Annotated in this window: 18 protein-coding genes; 14 read left to right on the forward strand and 4 right to left on the reverse strand. The window is 63.9% G+C overall.

All coding sequences use genetic code 11. From position 1 onward, the window contains the following. The first annotated feature begins 88 nt into the window (after positions 1–88). The 4 genes from V8352_RS09250 (at position 89) to V8352_RS09265 (ending at position 4,352) form a co-directional block, all read left to right on the forward strand. Entirely contained in the window at positions 89–559 is a 471-nt protein-coding gene (locus V8352_RS09250; protein WP_336423999.1) for a DUF2852 domain-containing protein, read from the forward strand. A 200-nt stretch (positions 560–759) separates the two neighbouring features. Continuing rightward, positions 760–1,221: an RDD family protein gene (locus tag V8352_RS09255; RefSeq protein WP_336424000.1), complete on the forward strand. Its 462-nt coding sequence runs from the start codon at positions 760–762 to the stop codon at positions 1,219–1,221. Between the two features lie 91 nt (positions 1,222–1,312). After that, positions 1,313–2,134 (forward strand): arginyltransferase, encoded by an 822-nt coding sequence (locus tag V8352_RS09260; RefSeq protein WP_336424001.1) that lies wholly within the window; start codon positions 1,313–1,315, stop codon positions 2,132–2,134. A 175-nt stretch (positions 2,135–2,309) separates the two neighbouring features. Next, entirely contained in the window at positions 2,310–4,352 is a 2,043-nt protein-coding gene (locus tag V8352_RS09265; RefSeq protein ID WP_336424002.1) for an ASKHA domain-containing protein, read from the forward strand. Between the two features lie 95 nt (positions 4,353–4,447). Here the strand turns inward: V8352_RS09265 and V8352_RS09270 are convergent, their stop codons facing one another. After that, entirely contained in the window at positions 4,448–5,056 is a 609-nt protein-coding gene (locus V8352_RS09270) for a helix-turn-helix transcriptional regulator (protein ID WP_336424003.1), read from the reverse strand. A gap of 268 nt (positions 5,057–5,324) precedes the next feature. Here V8352_RS09270 and V8352_RS09275 point away from each other — a divergent pair, with 268 nt between their 5' ends. The 5 genes from V8352_RS09275 to V8352_RS09295 all read left to right on the forward strand — a co-directional run bounded on the left by V8352_RS09275 (position 5,325) and on the right by V8352_RS09295 (position 10,249). Continuing rightward, on the forward strand, positions 5,325–6,500 hold the full coding sequence (locus tag V8352_RS09275; RefSeq protein WP_336424068.1) for a pyridoxal-phosphate-dependent aminotransferase family protein: 1,176 nt from the start codon (positions 5,325–5,327) through the stop codon (positions 6,498–6,500). Positions 6,501–6,884: 384 nt separating this feature from the next. Then, positions 6,885–7,826: an HpcH/HpaI aldolase/citrate lyase family protein gene (locus tag V8352_RS09280; protein ID WP_336424004.1), complete on the forward strand. Its 942-nt coding sequence runs from the start codon at positions 6,885–6,887 to the stop codon at positions 7,824–7,826. Positions 7,827–7,835: 9 nt separating this feature from the next. After that, positions 7,836–9,026: a malate--CoA ligase subunit beta gene (locus V8352_RS09285; protein ID WP_336424005.1), complete on the forward strand. Its 1,191-nt coding sequence runs from the start codon at positions 7,836–7,838 to the stop codon at positions 9,024–9,026. Further along, on the forward strand, positions 9,026–9,907 hold the full coding sequence (sucD, locus tag V8352_RS09290; RefSeq protein WP_336424006.1) for a succinate--CoA ligase subunit alpha: 882 nt from the start codon (positions 9,026–9,028) through the stop codon (positions 9,905–9,907). The genes V8352_RS09285 and sucD overlap by 1 nt, the downstream gene beginning before the upstream one ends. 192 nt (positions 9,908–10,099) lie before the next feature. Beyond that, positions 10,100–10,249, forward strand: a complete 150-nt coding sequence (locus tag V8352_RS09295; RefSeq protein ID WP_336424007.1) for a hypothetical protein — start codon at positions 10,100–10,102, stop codon at positions 10,247–10,249. A gap of 261 nt (positions 10,250–10,510) precedes the next feature. Here V8352_RS09295 and ndk read toward each other — a convergent pair whose 3' ends face one another. Beyond that, positions 10,511–10,933, reverse strand: a complete 423-nt coding sequence (gene ndk / locus V8352_RS09300) for a nucleoside-diphosphate kinase (RefSeq protein ID WP_336424008.1) — start codon at positions 10,931–10,933, stop codon at positions 10,511–10,513. A gap of 134 nt (positions 10,934–11,067) precedes the next feature. On the opposite strand from ndk, the gene V8352_RS09305 reads away from it, so the two are divergent. The 5 genes from V8352_RS09305 (at position 11,068) to V8352_RS09325 (ending at position 15,364) form a co-directional block, all read left to right on the forward strand. Further along, the gene (locus tag V8352_RS09305; RefSeq protein ID WP_336424009.1) at positions 11,068–12,918 is read left to right on the forward strand and encodes an ABC-F family ATP-binding cassette domain-containing protein; all 1,851 of its coding nucleotides are present in this window, start codon (positions 11,068–11,070) and stop codon (positions 12,916–12,918) included. Between the two features lie 34 nt (positions 12,919–12,952). Continuing rightward, on the forward strand, positions 12,953–13,570 hold the full coding sequence (locus V8352_RS09310; protein ID WP_336424010.1) for a MarC family protein: 618 nt from the start codon (positions 12,953–12,955) through the stop codon (positions 13,568–13,570). A 48-nt stretch (positions 13,571–13,618) separates the two neighbouring features. After that, positions 13,619–14,203 carry a retropepsin-like aspartic protease family protein gene (locus tag V8352_RS09315; protein WP_336424011.1) on the forward strand — a complete coding sequence of 195 codons (585 nt, stop codon included), beginning with the start codon at positions 13,619–13,621 and terminating at the stop codon, positions 14,201–14,203. Positions 14,204–14,312: 109 nt separating this feature from the next. Continuing rightward, positions 14,313–14,756 carry a hypothetical protein gene (locus tag V8352_RS09320; protein ID WP_336424012.1) on the forward strand — a complete coding sequence of 148 codons (444 nt, stop codon included), beginning with the start codon at positions 14,313–14,315 and terminating at the stop codon, positions 14,754–14,756. Positions 14,757–14,782: 26 nt separating this feature from the next. Next, positions 14,783–15,364 (forward strand): rhodanese-like domain-containing protein, encoded by a 582-nt coding sequence (locus V8352_RS09325; protein WP_336424013.1) that lies wholly within the window; start codon positions 14,783–14,785, stop codon positions 15,362–15,364. Positions 15,365–15,400: 36 nt separating this feature from the next. On the opposite strand, the gene V8352_RS09330 is transcribed toward V8352_RS09325, so the two are convergent. Beyond that, the gene (locus V8352_RS09330) at positions 15,401–15,880 is read right to left on the reverse strand and encodes a DNA polymerase III subunit chi (protein WP_336424014.1); all 480 of its coding nucleotides are present in this window, start codon (positions 15,878–15,880) and stop codon (positions 15,401–15,403) included. After that, a complete protein-coding gene (locus V8352_RS09335) occupies positions 15,880–17,352 on the reverse strand; it encodes a leucyl aminopeptidase (protein ID WP_336424015.1) in 1,473 nt (490 codons plus the stop codon). Before V8352_RS09335 ends, V8352_RS09330 begins: the two co-directional genes overlap by 1 nt. Between the last annotated feature and the right edge of the window lie 137 nt (positions 17,353–17,489).

The following is a 17,489-nucleotide window of genomic DNA, read 5'->3' on the forward strand; positions in this document are numbered from 1 at the left end:
CATAGTCCCTTGCGAATTCCGTGGCGCATTCCAATCTACCAGATGTAAACCGAATTTACATCCACCCTCGAAAAAGGACACATCCTCGATGAACACTTATGCCCATTCCTCGCCCATCGGCGGCGGACCCCTGCGCTGGCTGGACGGCGCCGCCGCCTGGCTGGACCAGCGCGGCAAGCTGGCCTGGATCGCGGCGCTGGTCATCACCTTCGCCGTTGCCTGGCCCATCGGCCTTGCCGTCCTTGCCTACATGATATGGAGCAAACGCATGTTTTCCAAACGCAGCCCTCGCCAGATGTGCGGATCCGCCATGACCATGTCACGCAGCAGTGGCAACACCGCCTTCGACGCCTATCGCGAAGAGACGCTGCGCCGCTTGCAGGACGAGCAGGCCAGCTTCGAGCAATTCCTGGGCCGCTTGCGCGAAGCCAAGGACAAGGCCGAGTTCGACCAGTTCATGAACGAGCGCGCCCGCGCCCCGCGTGGCCCCGATAACCGCCCTGATGCGGAGTCAGATGGCGACGCTGGCGACGGCGCAAAGGGCACGAAAGAGAGCTGATAGTCTGCGGCACTCCCCCCGTGCAGAGGCCCCGCGTTCCGGCGCGGGGTCTTGATACCCCTCTTCAGGATGCCTTTATAGCCTTGAAGCGGTTGGCGCGGCCACCACCCGACCGCCGCGCAACCAAAGAATAGCGCCGCTTCTGCCCCACCGCGCCCTGACCGGATGCCTACGATCCTGATGCCCACGATAGAGACGGAATGATGCACAGCTCCAACCCCGCATATGACCATCTGCCAGACCCGATCGCGCAGCCCGAATTCTATGCGGGTGTGCCGACCAAGAGATTCCTCGCGTGGCTGGTCGATTCGCTTCTCATTATCGCGTTTTGCGTCCTCGGGGTGATCCTGACACTCGGTATCGGCTTCTTTTTTCTGCCCGCGCTCGTGCTGGTCATCGGGCTGATTTACCGCACCGCCACCCTCGCACACGGCTCGGCGACATGGGGCATGGCATTGATGGCGATCGAGCTGCGCCGACATGATGGCACACGTCTTGATCCGCTCACTGCGGGCTTGCATACATTGGGCTACAGCGCCTCCATGGCCTTCGTTGTTCCGCAGGTCGTATCGGTCCTGATGATGCTTGCCGGGAACCGCGGTCAGGGCCTGAGCGATCTGGTGCTGGGCACGGCCATGATCAACCGACGCGCAGACCCCTGAGGCGTGGTGCCGCACTGCGGCGAAGAGACGGGCTTGGCCCCGATCTGCTTCGTTGCTAGGCTCCGCGAAACGCTGATGAAATCGGGTTCCGATGCGACATACCAATACGATAGCGCCGCAGTTCTACGTCACTGCGCCCCAGCCGTGCCCTTATCTTGAGGGCCGAATGGAGCGTAAGCTCTTTACCGCGCTTCAGGGCGACGGCGCGCAGCGCCTCAATGACAGCCTTAGCCAGCAGGGCTTTCGCCGCTCGCAAAACGTGCTTTACCGGCCCTCTTGCGCCGATTGCGCGGCCTGCATGTCGGCCCGCATCAGCGTTGCCGACTTCACCCCCTCCAAGAGCCAGAAACGCACGATCCGCCGCAACGCGGGCCTTGAGCGGCGCGCCACCTCCCCTTGGGCGACCGAAGAGCAATACGCCCTTTTCCGCCGCTATCTGGAATCGCGCCACGCCGCTGGCGGCATGGCCGACATGGACGCCTTCGAATTCGCCTCGATGGTCGAGGAGACGCCCATACGCACCCGAGTGGTCGAATACATCGACGAAGAGACGGGCGCGCTCGTCGCGGTCTGCCTGACCGATGTGCTCGAAGACGGGGTCAGCATGGTCTATTCCTTCTTCGATCCGGACCGCGAGCGCGCATCGCTGGGAACCTATATCATCCTCGACCATATCGAGATCGCGCGCGAGGCCAAGTTGCCCCATGTCTACTTGGGCTATTGGGTGCCGGGCAGTCCCAAGATGGGCTACAAGGCCGGATTTTCGGGCCTCGAGCTGCATGTGGGCGGGCGTTGGGAAGTCATGGGCGACCCCGAGAATTATTCTGCCAAGGCCCATCCGCTGTCGAATGATCCGATCTCGGAACAGGTTGCCAGCATCACCTTGCCTGACGGTGAACCTTTGCGGCGTTGATCCCGCAGCCTCCCGGCGCATTGCCGGGAAATCTGCAGCCTCGCCGGGGCACGGCACCACAGCACACGAACATGCCGCGCTTGTGACGGTTTTGGACGCTCGCGGCCCTTTCCCTTTGCCGATAAATCCCTAATGTCCCCGGCAACGCCGCGCACGCAACAGATGGACCCCGCACATGAGCTCCGATCCCCTCGTCGTCTTCACCCCCTCCGGCAAGCGTGGCCGCTTTCCCGTGGGCACCCCCGTTCTGACAGCGGCGCGGCAACTGGGCGTCGATCTGGATTCGGTCTGTGGCGGGCGTGGCATCTGCTCGAAATGCCAGATCACGCCGGGCTATGGCGAATTCTCCAAACATGGCGTCAGCGTTGCCAGCGACGCCCTGTCCGAATGGAATTCGGTCGAGCAACGCTATGACGACAAGCGCGGCCTCAAGGCCGGGCGGCGCCTTGGGTGTCAGGCCACGGTGCAGCGCGACGTGGTGATCGACGTCCCCGCCGAAAGCCAGGTGCACCGGCAGGTCGTGCGCAAGGCCGCATCGACCCGCCTGATCGAGATGGACCCGGCGACGCGACTTTATATGGTCGAGGTGGACGAGCCCGACATGCACACACCCACCGGCGACAGGGAGCGTCTGGCCCGTGCCTTGCGCGAGCAATGGGACATCCCGCAAATCACTGCCGATCTGACCCTGCTTTCCAAGCTGCAGCCCGTCCTGCGCAAGGGCAAATGGCAGGTCACCGTCGCGCTGAACAAGGGCCATGACGACGCGCACCACCGCGTCATCGAAATCTGGCCGGGCCTGCATGAGGACGGGCTCTATGGCCTCGCCATCGACCTTGGCTCGACCACCGTGGCCGCGCATCTGACGGACCTCGACACGGGCAGCGTCATCGCCTCCTCGGGGATCATGAACCCGCAGATCCGCTTTGGCGAGGATCTGATGAGCCGCGTCAGCTATGCTATGATGAACCCCGGCGGCGACGCCGAGATGACCCGCGCCGTGCGCGAGGCGATCAACACCCTCGCCGAGGAGATCGCCAAGGAGGCCGGGATTTCGCCGTCGCTGATCGTCGAGACGGTTTTTGTCTGCAATCCGGTCATGCACCACCTGCTGTTGGGCATCGACCCGGTGGAGCTGGGTCAGGCACCCTTTGCGCTCGCCACCTCCGAGAGCATCACGATGAACGCAAGCGAGCTGGACCTGACAATCGTCAACCCGCGCGCGCGCGTCTACATCCTGCCCTGCATCGCGGGCCATGTTGGTGCCGATGCCGCCGCCGTCGCACTGGCCGAGCAGCCGGGCAAATCGGACGATCTGGTCCTCATCATCGACGTGGGCACGAACGCCGAGATCCTGTTGGGCGACACGCATGGCGTCCTTGCCTGCTCGTCACCCACCGGCCCCGCATTTGAGGGGGCGCAGATTTCGTCGGGCCAGCGCGCCGCGCCGGGCGCGATCGACGCGATCCGCATTGACCCCGCCACCAAAGAGCCGCGCTTTCGCGTGATCGGCAGTGACCTTTGGTCGGACGAGGATGGTTTTGACGTGGCCATCGGCGCCTCGGGCATCACCGGGATCTGCGGCTCAGGCATCATCGAGGCGGTCGCCGAATTGCGCATGGCCGGTCTCGTGGACGAGAACGGCCTGATGGGCAGCGCCGCCGCGACAGGCACGGAGCGCATGGTGCCAGAGGGGCGCACGCACAGCTATCTGATCCACGATTCGACCGATGAGGGCGGACCGCGCATCACCGTGACCCAAGGCGATATCCGCGCCATCCAGCTGGCAAAATCCGCGCTCTACGCGGGCGCGCGCCTCTTGATGGACGAACGCGGCGTCGACAAGGTGGACCGCATCGTGCTGGCCGGGGCGTTTGGCGCCCATATCTCGAACCTGCACGCGATGGTGCTGGGCATGATCCCCGACGCGCACCTCAGCAAGGTCACATCGGCTGGCAACGCGGCGGGAACGGGCGCGCGTATCGCGCTTTGCAACGTCACCGCGCGGGCCGAGATCGAGCGCACGGTGCGCCAGATCCACAAGGTCGAAACGGCGATCGAGCCCAAGTTTCAGGAGCATTTCGTTGCCGCCAACGCGATCCCGCACAAGACCGATGCCTTCCCCGAACTGGCGCTGGTCACGTCCCTGCCCAGTCCGAATTTCAACGCAGGGTCGGGCGGTGGCGACGAGGGGCGCAGGCGCAGACGGCGCAGCTAAGTTTCCTGCGTTTGACCTGAGGTATCAGCCAACATCGACGCGCGCGCCCCATGCTGTAATCTCGCGGGTCTGGCGAAACGCTTGAGGCCCCGGGTTCAGTAGTTCCCGGCGACATATTTCGCGATGGCCCCGCCGCGCGAATTCACGTCCAGTTTTTGATAGATCGCCTTGAGATAGTATTTGACCGTGTTCTCTGACAGGCCGAGGCGCGCCGAGATCTGGAAATTGGTCAGCCCCCCGGCCAGTAGGCCAAGGATCTCATGCTCGCGCCGCGATAGCGTGTCGGCAGTGTCATTGGCAAGGCGGCGCAGGATCTCGGTCGGCACGATCGAATGGCCGTCTACCAGCTTGCCAAGGATCTTGGGCAGGCTGGTCAGGATCTGGGCCATCATGCAGACCGAATTGGCCCCGGACTTGAGCGCCGCGCGGATAAAGGCAAATTCAGTTTCATCCGCGACCACCACGACCAGAGCGGCGGGATAGTCGCGGCGCACCATCTCCATCGCGGTCGCCAGATCGCAATCGGCCAGCCGCACCCCGAGGATGACGATCACGCGTCCCCTTTCGGCGGCCAGTCCCGCGCGCAGCGATGGCAGATCGGTGGCGAAACCGCCCAGCTGTGTGCCCGGTATCTGCCCGACAAGCGAGCCGATGCCATGGCACACGATCTGCTGGCGGTCCGCCACGATCACCCGTGCGTCCATGATCGATGTATCCTCCACACCCTGATTGCTACATGACGCGGGCAAGTTGTCACGGCTTTTCTTGCGTGCACGATCAGGTGAAGCCCCTGATTTTGAGAGATTTTCTGGTGTGCCATGGTATGCCAAGCAGGACCGCGCCAAACGCGGGTAGGCGCACGCTACCCGTTTGGTGGCAGGGCTGCGCAAAATCGCGGCCTGCGCCATGCAGACGGGCATTGCACCATGGGCCGCCGCAACCGATACAGGAGGCCAGCAACAGGAGTTTATCATGCACGGCTTTTCCCATCTATTCATCCCCGGCCCCACCAACGTCCCCGAAGAAGTGCGCCGCGCCATGAACATCCCGATGGAGGATATGCGCGCGCCCGACTTCTGCGACTTCGTCTCGCCTCTCCTCGAGGATATCAAGAAGGCGTTTCGCCTGAAGAACGGGCGCGTCTTCATCTACCCGTCCTCGGGCACCGGCGCGTGGGAATCGGCGATTTCCAACACGTTGGCCAAGGGCGACAAGGTGCTGATGTCGCGATTTGGCCAGTTCTCACTTCTTTGGGCCGATATGGCCGAGCGCCTGGGCCTTGACGTGGATCTGATCGAAGTCGAATGGGGCAAGGGCGTGCCGGTCGAGGACTATGCCACCAAGCTGAAGGCAGACACGGACCATGCCATCAAGGCCGTTTTCGTCACCCACAACGAGACGGCAACCGGCGTCACATCGGACGTCGAGGCCGTGCGCGGCGCGCTGGATGCGGCGGGCCACCCCGCGCTTCTCTTTGTCGACGGCGTCAGCGCCATCGGCTCGATCCCGTTCGAGCAGGAGGCGTGGGGCGTTGATCTGGCTGTGGCCGGCTCGCAAAAGGGCTTCATGCTGCCCGCAGGTCTGGGTTTCCTCGGCGTGTCGGACAAGGCGCTGGCGATCAACGCGTCAAACAGCGAAAAGATGCCCCGCAGCTATTTCGCCTTCGACGATATGATCAAGCTGAACGACACCGGTTATTTTCCCTACACGCCGCCCACGCAGCTTTTGCGCGGTCTGCGCGTCTCGCTTGACCTGATGCTGGGCGAGGGGATGGAAGCGATCTGGGCGCGCCACGCCTATCTTGCCGAGGGCGTGCGCCAGGCAGTCGCCCAGTGGGAGGGCTGCGCATTGGTCGCCGCCGCGCCGGAGTGGCAATCGGACACCGTTTCAGCGATCTACACCCCCGAAGGCGTCGACGCCAAGGACGTGATTTCGGGCGCCTACTCCAAATACCGCACATCGCTGGGCAGCGGGCTGAACAAGCTGGCGGGCAAGGCGTTCCGCATCGGGCATCTGGGCTCGCTCAACCCCGTAATGCTCTGCGGGGCGCTTTCGGCCACCGAGATGGCGCTGATGGATGCAGGCGCGCGCATCACGCCCGGCGCGGGCGTCGCTGCCGCGCAGGAGCATTACCGCAAGACGGCCTGAGCCCGCTCGACCTTGAACCAGGCATGCCCCGGCAATTGTCGGGGCATGACCGTGAAACCTCCGATCTCGCTAAAGCCAGATCAATGGATGTAGAGCGTCTTTGGAGCGCACTGCGCCGACCCTGATCAAGCGATCGCCCCTTGTAATAGTGAATATGTGCGCGCAGTGGTTCCCGTCGGAAAACCCATGTTTTCCGCCCTCGGAACGCACGCACATTCCGCATCCCGGCGTATGCCGTTGCGCCCCTCGCGGGTAGCGGCCCCCTACCCGTTCGGCGTGCGGTCCCCTCCCCGTCCTGCCCGAAGCTACCCGTGCGAAAGTATGCGCCCGGCGCGCGATCGGGCAGGCTGAGCCTCATGCCGTGATCTGAGGGAGGACACCGACATGAGCTATACCTTGCACCCGCTGAAAAAGCAGCGCCTGCAACGATCCGAGCTGGCTGTGCCCGGCTCGAATCCGTCGATGATCGAAAAGGCCGCCGACAGCGATGTCGATTACATCTTTCTGGATCTGGAGGATGCGGTCGCGCCCCCCGACAAGGTTCAGGCACGCAAGAACATCATCGCGGCGCTCAACGACATTGACTGGCGGGCCAAGGGCAAGACCATGTCGATCCGCATCAACGGCCTCGACACGCATTACATGTATCGCGACGTGGTCGACATCCTCGAGCAGGCCGGGCAGCATGTGGATACCATCCTCGTGCCCAAGGTCGGCTTGCCCGGTGATCTCTACACCGTCGAGACGATGGTCAGCCAGATCGAGGAGGCGATGGGTCTCACGCACAAGATCGGCCTCGAGGCGCTGATCGAAACGGCCCTTGGCATGGCCAATGTCGAAGCGATTGCCGCCGCCCCCGGACGCCTTGAGGCGATGCACTTCGGCGTGGCCGATTATGCCGCGTCCAATCGCGCGCGCACGGTCGTCATTGGCGGGCTGAACCCCGATTACCCCGGCGATCAGTGGCATTACGCGCTCAGCCGCATGACCGTCGCCTGCCGCGCTTACGGCCTGCGCGCCATTGACGGCCCGTTCGGCGATTTCAGCGATCCCGACGGCTACACCCTGTCGGCCAAGCGCGCCGCCGCGCTGGGAATCGAGGGCAAATGGGCCATTCACCCCAGCCAGATTGCATTGGCCAACGATACATTCTCGCCCCCCGAGGCCGAGGTTACCCGCGCGCGCCGCATCATCGAAGAGCTCCGCAAGGCCGAAGCAGAGGGCAAGGGCGCGGCCAGCCTCGATGGCAAGATGATCGACGCCGCCAGCGAGCGGATGGCCAACAACGTGTTGCAGGTGGCCGATGCCATCGCGGCCAAGGGATGAGGTAGCCCAATGGATATCCATGAGTATCAAGCCAAGGATTTGCTGAAGAAATTCGGCGTCAACGTCCCGCGTGGCGGCATCGCCTACAGCCCCGAACAGGCCGTCTACCGCGCGCAGGAGCTGTCGGGCGAACGTGTCGTCGTCAAGGCGCAGATCCATTCGGGCGCGCGCGGCAAGGTCGGCGGGGTCAAGATCTGCAGCACCGACGACGAAATCGCCGCCGCCGCGACATGGATGCTGGGCCGCAAGCTGGTCACGCATCAGACCGGCCCGCAGGGCAAGCTGGTGGGGCGCCTTTACATCGAGGAAGCGACGGACATCGCGCAAGAACTCTACCTCGGCTTTGTCATGGACCGCACCGAAGAGCGCGTCGTGATCGTGGCCAGCGCGCAGGGCGGGATGGAGATCGAGGATATATCGGCCGACGAGCCTGACAGCATCATCCGTTCGGTCGTCGATCCTGCTGTGGGCATGCAGGCGTTTCAGGCCCGCGAGATCGCCTTTCAGCTGGGCCTTGACGCGGCGCTTATCCCGCAGGCGGTCAAGCAGATCACCGGGGCCTATCACGCCATGGACCAGCTCGACGCCGCCATGCTCGAGATCAACCCCCTTGTCGTCACCAAATCGGGCGAGATCGTCGCACTGGATGCCAAGCTGAGCTTTGACGAGAACGCGCTTTTTCGCCACCCCGAGATTTCCGAGCTGCGCGACAAGAGCCAGGAGGACGCGCGCGAGACCTATGCCAGCGACCGGGGCCTCAGCTATATCGGCCTCGAAGGGCGCATCGGCTGTATCGTCAACGGCGCGGGCCTCGCGATGGCGACGCTCGACATGATCAAGATGTCAGGCGGCGAGCCGGCCAATTTCCTGGATGTTGGCGGCGGTGCCAGCCCGGAACGCGTGCTCATGTCGTTCAAGGCGGTGCTGAATGACCCCAATGTCGAGGCGATTCTGGTCAACATCTTTGCGGGCATCAACCGCTGCGACTGGATCGCCGAGGGCGTCGTGCGCGCGGTCAAGGAACTGAAACTAACCATTCCCCTCGTCGTGCGCCTGTCGGGCACCAATGTCGACGAGGGCCGCGAAGTCATTGCGAAAAGCGGCCTCGACATCACCACCGCCGACACCCTCGCCGAAGCCGCCGACAAGGTGGTCGCAGCCTGGAAATCGGCCTCATCAGACAAGGCGGGGGCAGTATAATGGCGATTCTCATCGACAAGACATCCAAGGTGCTGGTCACCGGGCTCACGGGCCGAATCGGCAGTTTTCATGCGCAGGAGATGCGTGACTACGGCACCAACGTCGTCGGCGGCGTGACGCCCGGCAAGGGCGGCGCGCTGCACAATGGCCTGCCGGTCTTCAACACGGTCAAGGGCGCCGTGGCCGAGACGGGCGCGACGCTGGCGATTTGCTTTGTTCCGCCGCCTTTCGCGGCCGATTCCATCATGGAGGCGGCAGATGCGGGCATCGAGACCTGCGTGTGCATCGCGGATGGCATCCCGACGCAGGACATGATCCGGGTCAAACGCTATATGCGCCGCTACAAGGAGGCGCGCCGCATGCGCCTGATCGGGCCGAACTGCGCCGGGATCATCACCCCCGGCGAGGCATTTGCCGGACTCATGCCACCAGCCATCTACCTGCCCGGCCGCGTCGGCATCATCGGCCGCTCGGGCACGCTGGGCTATGAGGCGGCCAGCCAGATGAAGGCGCGCGGCATCGGCGTGTCATCGTCGATCGGCATTGGCGGCGATCCGATCAACGGCTCGTCCTTCCGCGACATTCTCGAGCTTTTCGAGAAAGATCCAGGCACCGACGCGGTCGTCATGGTGGGCGAGATCGGCGGCCCGCAGGAGGCGGAAGCGGCCGAATACATCCGCGATCACATGACCAAGCCCGTCGCGGCCTATATCGCCGGCCTATCGGCGCCCAAGGGCCGGCGCATGGGTCACGCAGGGGCAATCGTGTCAGCCTTCGGCGAGTCGGCACAAGAGAAGGTCGAGATTCTATCGGGCGCGGGTGTGACAATCGTGCCCACCCCCTCGGCCTTTGGCGAAACTGTGGAAAAAATGCTGGCCTGACAAGGGCTTGAAGGGAGAACGGCGGGGCTTCGGAACAGTCCCGCCTACGACTTTCAAAGGATATTGTCTTTGTCTTGATTTTGCCGCAATTGCTCCATATTCACGCCCCGGTTCGAGGCGAGCATGAAGTTTATCGCCAGCTGCCAGCTGGATATAAATCCGGCGCGTGAACCTTTATACAGGAGCACCCCGATGCCAGATTCGACCCCCGCGCCCAAGCCGCAATCGGCCAAAGCCGACCCTGACGCCCAATCTCAGATCAAACGCACAAGCCCGCGCAAGTCAGGATCCAAACCGCAGGTTATCTCGCGGCAGGTGTTCAGCGATTTCGCCAGCATCTGATCCCGGCAACTGCTGTCAGTATCTGTTTCTTTCGCGTGTATAAGATCAGGCCCGGCGCATATGGGCGCCGCGCCTGACACCGCCTAGTTACTTGAGACCCGCGCGGCCATCGGCCACGGCGATCCCTCCCACGTGGGTCGCACTGTAAGAACGCCGCGCAAACACCTCCACGACAACGAAAAAGGTCGCATCCTGATGGATGCGACCCTTTATCAGATCGAGGTGGTCCGGCAGCCCGAGGGCCACACGGAGCCAATGTCTTTAGCCGACCAGTTCGAGACCAGAGAAGAAATACGCGATTTCCTCTTTTGCGGTCTCCGGCGCATCCGAGCCGTGGACCGAATTTTCGCCGACGCTCTCGGCGAATTCGGCGCGGATCGTGCCAGCAGCGGCATCGGCGGGGTTGGTCGCGCCCATGACTTCGCGGTTCTTGGCGATGGCGCCCTCACCTTCGAGAACCTGCACGACGACGGGGCCGGAGGCCATGAAATCACGCAGCTCGCCAAAGAACGGGCGCTCGGCGTGGACCTTGTAGAACTCGCCCGCTTGCGCCGGTGTCAGGTGGATACGCTTTTGCGCGATGATGCGCAGACCTGCATCCTCGAACTTGGCATTGATCTTGCCAGTCAGATTGCGCTTGGTCGCGTCGGGTTTGATGATGCTCAGCGTGCGTTCGGTTGCCATGTCAGCCTCTTTATTTGTCATGCAGGCTAGGCCCAATGCCCTGCCCCAGTTAGATCGCCGCCCCGATAGCATGGGGCCGCGGGCATGAAAAGGCGCGATTGACGCGGGCGCGCGGACAAGGCATGGCATGCCGCATGCTGCGCATTGATGACATATCCTATTCCATCGCGGGTCGCCCGCTGATCGAAAACGCCTCGGCCACCATCCCTGACGGGCACAAGGTGGGTATCGTGGGCCGCAACGGCACGGGCAAGACGACGCTGTTTCGCATTATCCGGGGCGAGCTTGCACTGGAAGGCGGGGCCATCACCCTGCCCCAGCGCGCCCGCATCGGCGGCGTCAGCCAGGAGGTGCCCGGCAACGAGGTGTCGCTGATCGACACCGTGCTGGCCGCTGATACCGAGCGCGCCGATCTGCTGGCAGAGGCCGAAACCGCGAGCGATCCGGCGCGGATTTCCGAAGTGCAGACACGCCTCACCGATATCGACGCGTGGGGCGCCGAGGCGCGCGCCGCCTCGATCCTCAAGGGCCTTGGCTTTGACGATGACGCGCAGCGACAGCCCTGTTCGGCATTTTCGGGCGGTTGGCGGATGCGCGTTGCGCTGGCCGCTGTCCTTTTCTCGACGCCCGACCTTCTGCTGCTGGACGAGCCGACGAACTATCTCGATCTCGAAGGCGCGCTTTGGCTTGAAACCTATCTGGCGCGCTATCCCCATACCGTGCTGATCGTCAGCCACGACCGGGGCCTCCTGAACCGTGCCGTCGGCTCGATCCTGCATCTTGAGGACAAGAAACTGACGCTCTACCAAGGCGCCTACGACACCTTTGCCGAAACGCGCGCCGCGCGGCTGGCGGCCGCCGAATCCGAGGCCAAGAAGCAGGAAGCGCGCCGTGCGCATCTGCAGAGCTTTGTCGACCGTTTCCGTGCCAAGGCGTCCAAGGCCGTGCAGGCGCAGTCGCGCCTCAAGATGATCGCCAAGATGAAGCCGATCACAACCCCGCAGGAGGCCGCCCTCAAGCGGTTTACCTTCCCCTTGCCCGAAGAGCTGTCGCCCCCCATCATCCATATCGAAGGCGGGTCGGTGGGTTACGACGGAAAGGCGATCCTGCAACGGCTCAACCTGCGCATCGATCAGGATGACCGCATCGCCCTCTTGGGCAAGAACGGCGAAGGGAAATCCACCCTTTCCAAGATGTTGGCCGGCAAACTTGAGATGATGGGTGGCAAGATGACCACCTCGTCCAAGCTGCGTGTCGGTTTTTTCGCGCAGCACCAAGTTGAAGAGCTGCATGTCGATGAAACACCCATCGATCACATTCGCCGTCTGCGCCCCGGCGAGACGCCATCGCGCCTGCGCGCGCGGTTGGGCGGCTTTGGCATCGGGGCCGAGCAGGCCGAGACGCTTGTGGGCAAGCTCTCGGGCGGGCAGAAGGCCCGGCTGTCGCTGATGCTGGCCACGATCGACGCGCCCCATATGCTGATCCTCGACGAGCCGACCAACCACCTCGACATCGAATCGCGCGAGGCGCTGGTCGAGGCGCTGACCGCCTATACCGGCGCCGTGATCCTCGTCAGCCACGACATGCACCTGCTCAGCCTCGTGGCCGACCGTCTGTGGCTGGTCAAGGACGGCGCCGTCGCCGCCTATGACGGCGACCTTGAGAGCTATCGCAACATGCTTCTGGCCGGTGACAAGCCCGCCGCCAAGGAAAAGCCCAAGGAAGCAAAGCCGAAGCGCCCGTCGAAAGACGCGATCACGGCCCTCAAGCAGGACGTGAGGAAATGCGAAGAACGCGTCGAAAAGCTGGGTACAATGGCCGAGAAGTTGGCAAAGAAACTGGCCGACCCCGCGATGTATGACGAGGACAACAAGGACGAGGCGACCGTCTGGCAAAAGAAGTATTCCGAGGTGATGGACGCGCAAGAACGCGCCGAGGCGCTCTGGATGCGCGCGCTGGAAAAGCTGGAGCGCGCGCAGGCCTAAACCGCCGCTAGCGGATCAATCAAAGGGACTTGGCATGGAAAGCGCTGCGCTGATCACGACCTTCGTCACGCTCTTCATCGTGCTCGATCCGATCGCCTTGGCCCCCCTCTTTCTTGCGCTGACGCGGGGCATGAGCGCGCGGACGCGGCGAGTGATCGCAATCCGCGCCTGCGTGGTTAGCGGGGCGCTCTTGTGCGTTTTCGGCGCATTTGGTGAGGCGGTCCTCAACTTCATCGGCATCTCCATGCCCGCCTTCCGCATCGCGGGTGGCATCCTATTGTTTCTCACCGCGCTCGACATGCTATTCGAGCGGCGCACCGCCCGGCGCGAGGATACCGCCGAGCAGGACGATCACGACGACCCTTCGATCTTTCCGCTGGCCATTCCGCTGATCGCGGGGCCCGGCGCCATCGCGACGATCATCCTTCTGACGGGCGAGCATCAGGGCCTCTCGGGCCTTGCCTGGGTGCTGGGCACGATGCTTGTCGTGCTGACCATGGTGTTCATTTCCTTCCTCGGCGCGGGCCTGCTCGAGCGGGTGCTGGGCAAGACGGGAATCAATGTTGTCACCCGCGTGCTTGGTATGCTGCTGGCGGCCTTGGCGGTGCAATTCGTGCTCGACGGGCTGCGCGGATTTGGCATGGCGTTATAGATCCCGCGTGATCTGGCGAAACCGGGCGATGCACCTTATCTTGACGTCATGAACACGAATTTTGATACCGCGCATCTTGTCTATCTGATCGTGCTGGGCTGCGCGGTCATGATGTGGTTTTTCGCCGCCAATCGCGACTCGCTGGGCAAGACATTGCAGCAGGCGGCCGTCTGGGGCGCTATCTTTATCGGTGTGATCGCCGCCATCGGCCTTTGGGACGATGTGCGCAGCACCGTTGCCCCGCGCCAATCGGTCAGCACCGAGGCAGGCCGGATCGAGCTGCCGCGCGCGGCCAACGGGCATTACTATCTGTCCGCAGAGGTGAATGGTGCGCCCATCCGCTTTGTCGTCGATACCGGCGCCAGCGACATCGTCCTGAGCCGCGATGATGCCGTCGCGGCAGGTCTGAACCCCGAAGACCTGAATTTCACCGGGCAGGCCAGCACGGCCAACGGCATCGTTCGCACCGCGCCTGTACGCCTTGCCACCCTCTCGGTCGAGGGGATCATGGACCGGGACGTGCGCGCGGTCGTCAACTCGGGCGAGCTGCGCGAGTCGCTTCTGGGCATGGGCTATCTCGAGCGGTTCACGAACATGCAGATCACGGGCGGCACGCTGGTGCTGGAGCGCTGAGGCCGCCCCTGCGTCACCGCACCGCAGGCCTGATTGACCCAAATCAAACGCGCCGCACCGTTTGTGCGTAGCGTGTCCCTTGAGAAATTGCACCTCAAGGAGATTTTCCATGCGCTTTCCCTTCATATCGGCCCTCTGCGCTGCCGGATTTGGCCTCGCGGCCCTGCCTGCCGCTGCTGCCGACGCGCCGACCAGTGTTGTAACCGTCATCACCAGCGCGGATGCGCAAACGCAGCTGATGGGGATGGTCCTTACCATGCAATCCATCAAGGCCGGCGCCACTGGGCATATGCTGCTCTGCGGTCCGGGCGGTGACATCGCACTCAAGGATGCGCCCGAGAGCGCGACCGCAGGCCAGCCGCCCATGGACATGAGCCCGCAGGGCCTGATGCAGAAGATCCGCGAGGCGGGCGCGACCGTCGAGGTCTGCGCGATCTACCTGCCGGGCAAGGGCGCCGAAACCGATGTGCTGCTGGACGGCATCACCGTGGCCTCGCCCCCGGAAATGGCCGAGCGGATGATGATGCCGAACGCTCGCGTCCTGACCTTCTGACCCCTGCGGAGGATATGGATATGATGATGAAATGGTTTGGAGCGGCCCTTGTCGCCGCAACCCTCGGAGGGGTCGGCCATGCGGCGGAGACACCCGAAGACCCCGCCAATCAGACCCGATGGGGCCTCTACCTGACGGCCAGCGAAGCCTATGACATGAAGCAGGCGCAGGGCGACGAGGTGCTCTTTGTCGATGTGCGTGAGCCGATCGAGATCATGTTCACCGGCTGGACGGATGTTGTGGATGTGAACGTGCCTTTCTTGCAGGTCGATCCGACCGCGTGGAATCCTGACAAGCCGGTGTTTCAGATGCGCAAGAACCCGGATTTTGCCGCAGGTATCGCAACAGAGATGGAGGCGCGCGGCATGGACAAGGACACGCCCGTGATCCTGATGTGCCGCTCGGGCGGCGCGCGCGGCGCACCCTCGGCAGAGGCGCTGGCCGCGCTGGACCTCGAAGCGGTCTATGTCGTGGTCGACGGGTTCGAGGGGGGATCGCTCAAGGACGACCCGCGCGGGCCAGTGCGCCTCAAGGACGGCTGGAAAAACAGCGAGCTGCCGTGGAGCTACAAGTTGAACAAGGACAAGATCCCGCTGCGTAGCGAGTAGGCCCGCAAGACCGCCCCTCGGACCCGCCCGCCTGCGTCACCGTGATGCGGCGGGCTCTTTCTCGGCCTTCTTTTCCCACCGGCCCGATTCCTCTGACCAGTATTGCGCGGCGCATCCCGCATCGGTCAGCGCCTTCCATTGGGTGCGTGCATGGGCAACCGAGGCCTCATCATTGCCATCAAATAGCACGCAGACCCGGTCAAGGCTCTGCACCTCGTCCGGGGCCACGTCGGCGCCATCCACCGTCATGAGGCAGGTGGCCCCGTTGGGCATGTCGGCGGCGGTGGTCAACAGGATCGGCTGATCCGCCGCATGCGGCTGCCCCGCGCGTCCATGGGGCAGGAACGCGTCGTCCCCGCCCGCGGCCCATAGTGCCTCGTCGAGGCGGTCCATCTGCGCCCCATCACGCCCCCGGACCGCAACGCGCCACCCCGCACCCCGCGCCTTGTCGAGCAGCATTGGCAGCGTCGTCTCGAGCGGCGCGCGCGTCAGGTGATAGAAATAGGCGGCTCCCATCAGCCCTCCTCGGACATATCCGCAACCAGCCGATTGAGCGCCATCACGCCCCAACCCGTCGCGCCCTTGGGGGCATAATCGGTGTCGGACTTCACCGAGGCGACCCCTGCGATGTCGAGGTGGATCCAAGGCGTGCCCTCCTGAACGAAGCGCTGCAAGAACTGCGCCGCCGTGATGGAGCCTGCGGGGCGCCCGCCTACGTTCTTCATATCGGCGATCTGGCTCTTGATCTGGTCGTCATAGGACTGGCCCATCGGCATGCGCCAGGCGCCCTCACCCTCGGCGCCAGCGGCCTTGAGGAAATCCGCGCAGAGTGCGTCGTCATTGCTGAAAACGCCTGCATTGTCGTGCCCGAGGCCGATGATGATCGCGCCGGTCAGGGTCGCCAGATCGATCATCGCGCGCGGCTTGTAGGTTTCCTGCGCATACCACATCACATCTGCCAGAACGAGGCGGCCCTCGGCGTCGGTGTTGATGACCTCGACCGTATCACCCTTCATCGACGTCACGACATCGCCGGGACGCGTCGCGCGGTCCGAGGGCATGTTCTCGACCAGACCGACGAGGCCGACCACATTGGCGCGTGCCCCGCGCAGCGCCAGCGTACGCATCACGCCCGAGACGACGCCCGCGCCGCCCATGTCCATCGTCATGTCTTCCATCCCGGCGGCGGGCTTGAGGCTGATGCCGCCCGTGTCAAAGACGACGCCCTTGCCAACCAGCGCGAGGGGCGCGTCGCCCTTCTTGCCGCCATTCCACTCCATCACAGCGACCTTCGAGGGGCTGGCACTTCCATGCCCGACGCTCAGAAGGCAGCCCATGCCGAGCTTTTCAAGCGCGTCCTCTTCCAGCACGGAGACCTTCAGGCCAAGGCTTTCCATATCCTTGATGCGCTTGGCGAATTCGGTGGTGGTGAGGTGGTTGGCAGGCTCGCTGACCAGATCACGCGTGAAAAATACGCCCTCCGCTACCGCGCGGGCAGCCTCGGCCTCGGCTTTCACTTCATCTGGTTTCGAGACCATCAGCGTCACCTCGCCAAGGCTCTTTTGATCGCCCGTCTTGCGCGCGGTAAAGCTGTAGGCGCGCAGCACGATGCCCAGCATCAGATCGACGGGGCGGCGCTGCTGCGCGGCCAGAACGGTCATGCCGTCCTCGCCAAGCAGCTTGCCAAGCGCCGCGCCCGCCTTGCGCGCCTCGATCTCTTTCGCGCCGCGCTCGAGGCAGAGCACGTCGACCGCCTCGGCCTTGAGGCCCGCGGGCCAAGCCAAGGTCTTGACCTCGCCCGATTTCATCGCCTCGACCGCACCGCCCTCGATCATCCGCGCCAGCGCGCCGCGCGTCAGCTTGTTGATGCGGCGCGCCGCCTCGCCCAGCTTGCCGTCCTTGCCGATGACGACAGCGATCCGGCCAGTGGCGGAGGCCAAGGTGTCGAGGTCGGTCTGGATGATCCGGGTGGATGCGGGTGCAGTCATGATGCGGCTCCTGAAAGATGTGTGGCGGCGCGCCCAAGCGAGCGGCGCGCGCAGATATGTATCTGACCCGGACTCTGCGCATTTTGAGGGTGAGTGCAATGCCGCGCATTGCCCCCGGCGCATCCTCTTTAGCAGTT

Origin of the sequence: Roseovarius sp. D0-M9 (genome assembly GCF_037083805.1) — a bacterium.
GTDB lineage: Bacteria > Pseudomonadota > Alphaproteobacteria > Rhodobacterales > Rhodobacteraceae > Roseovarius.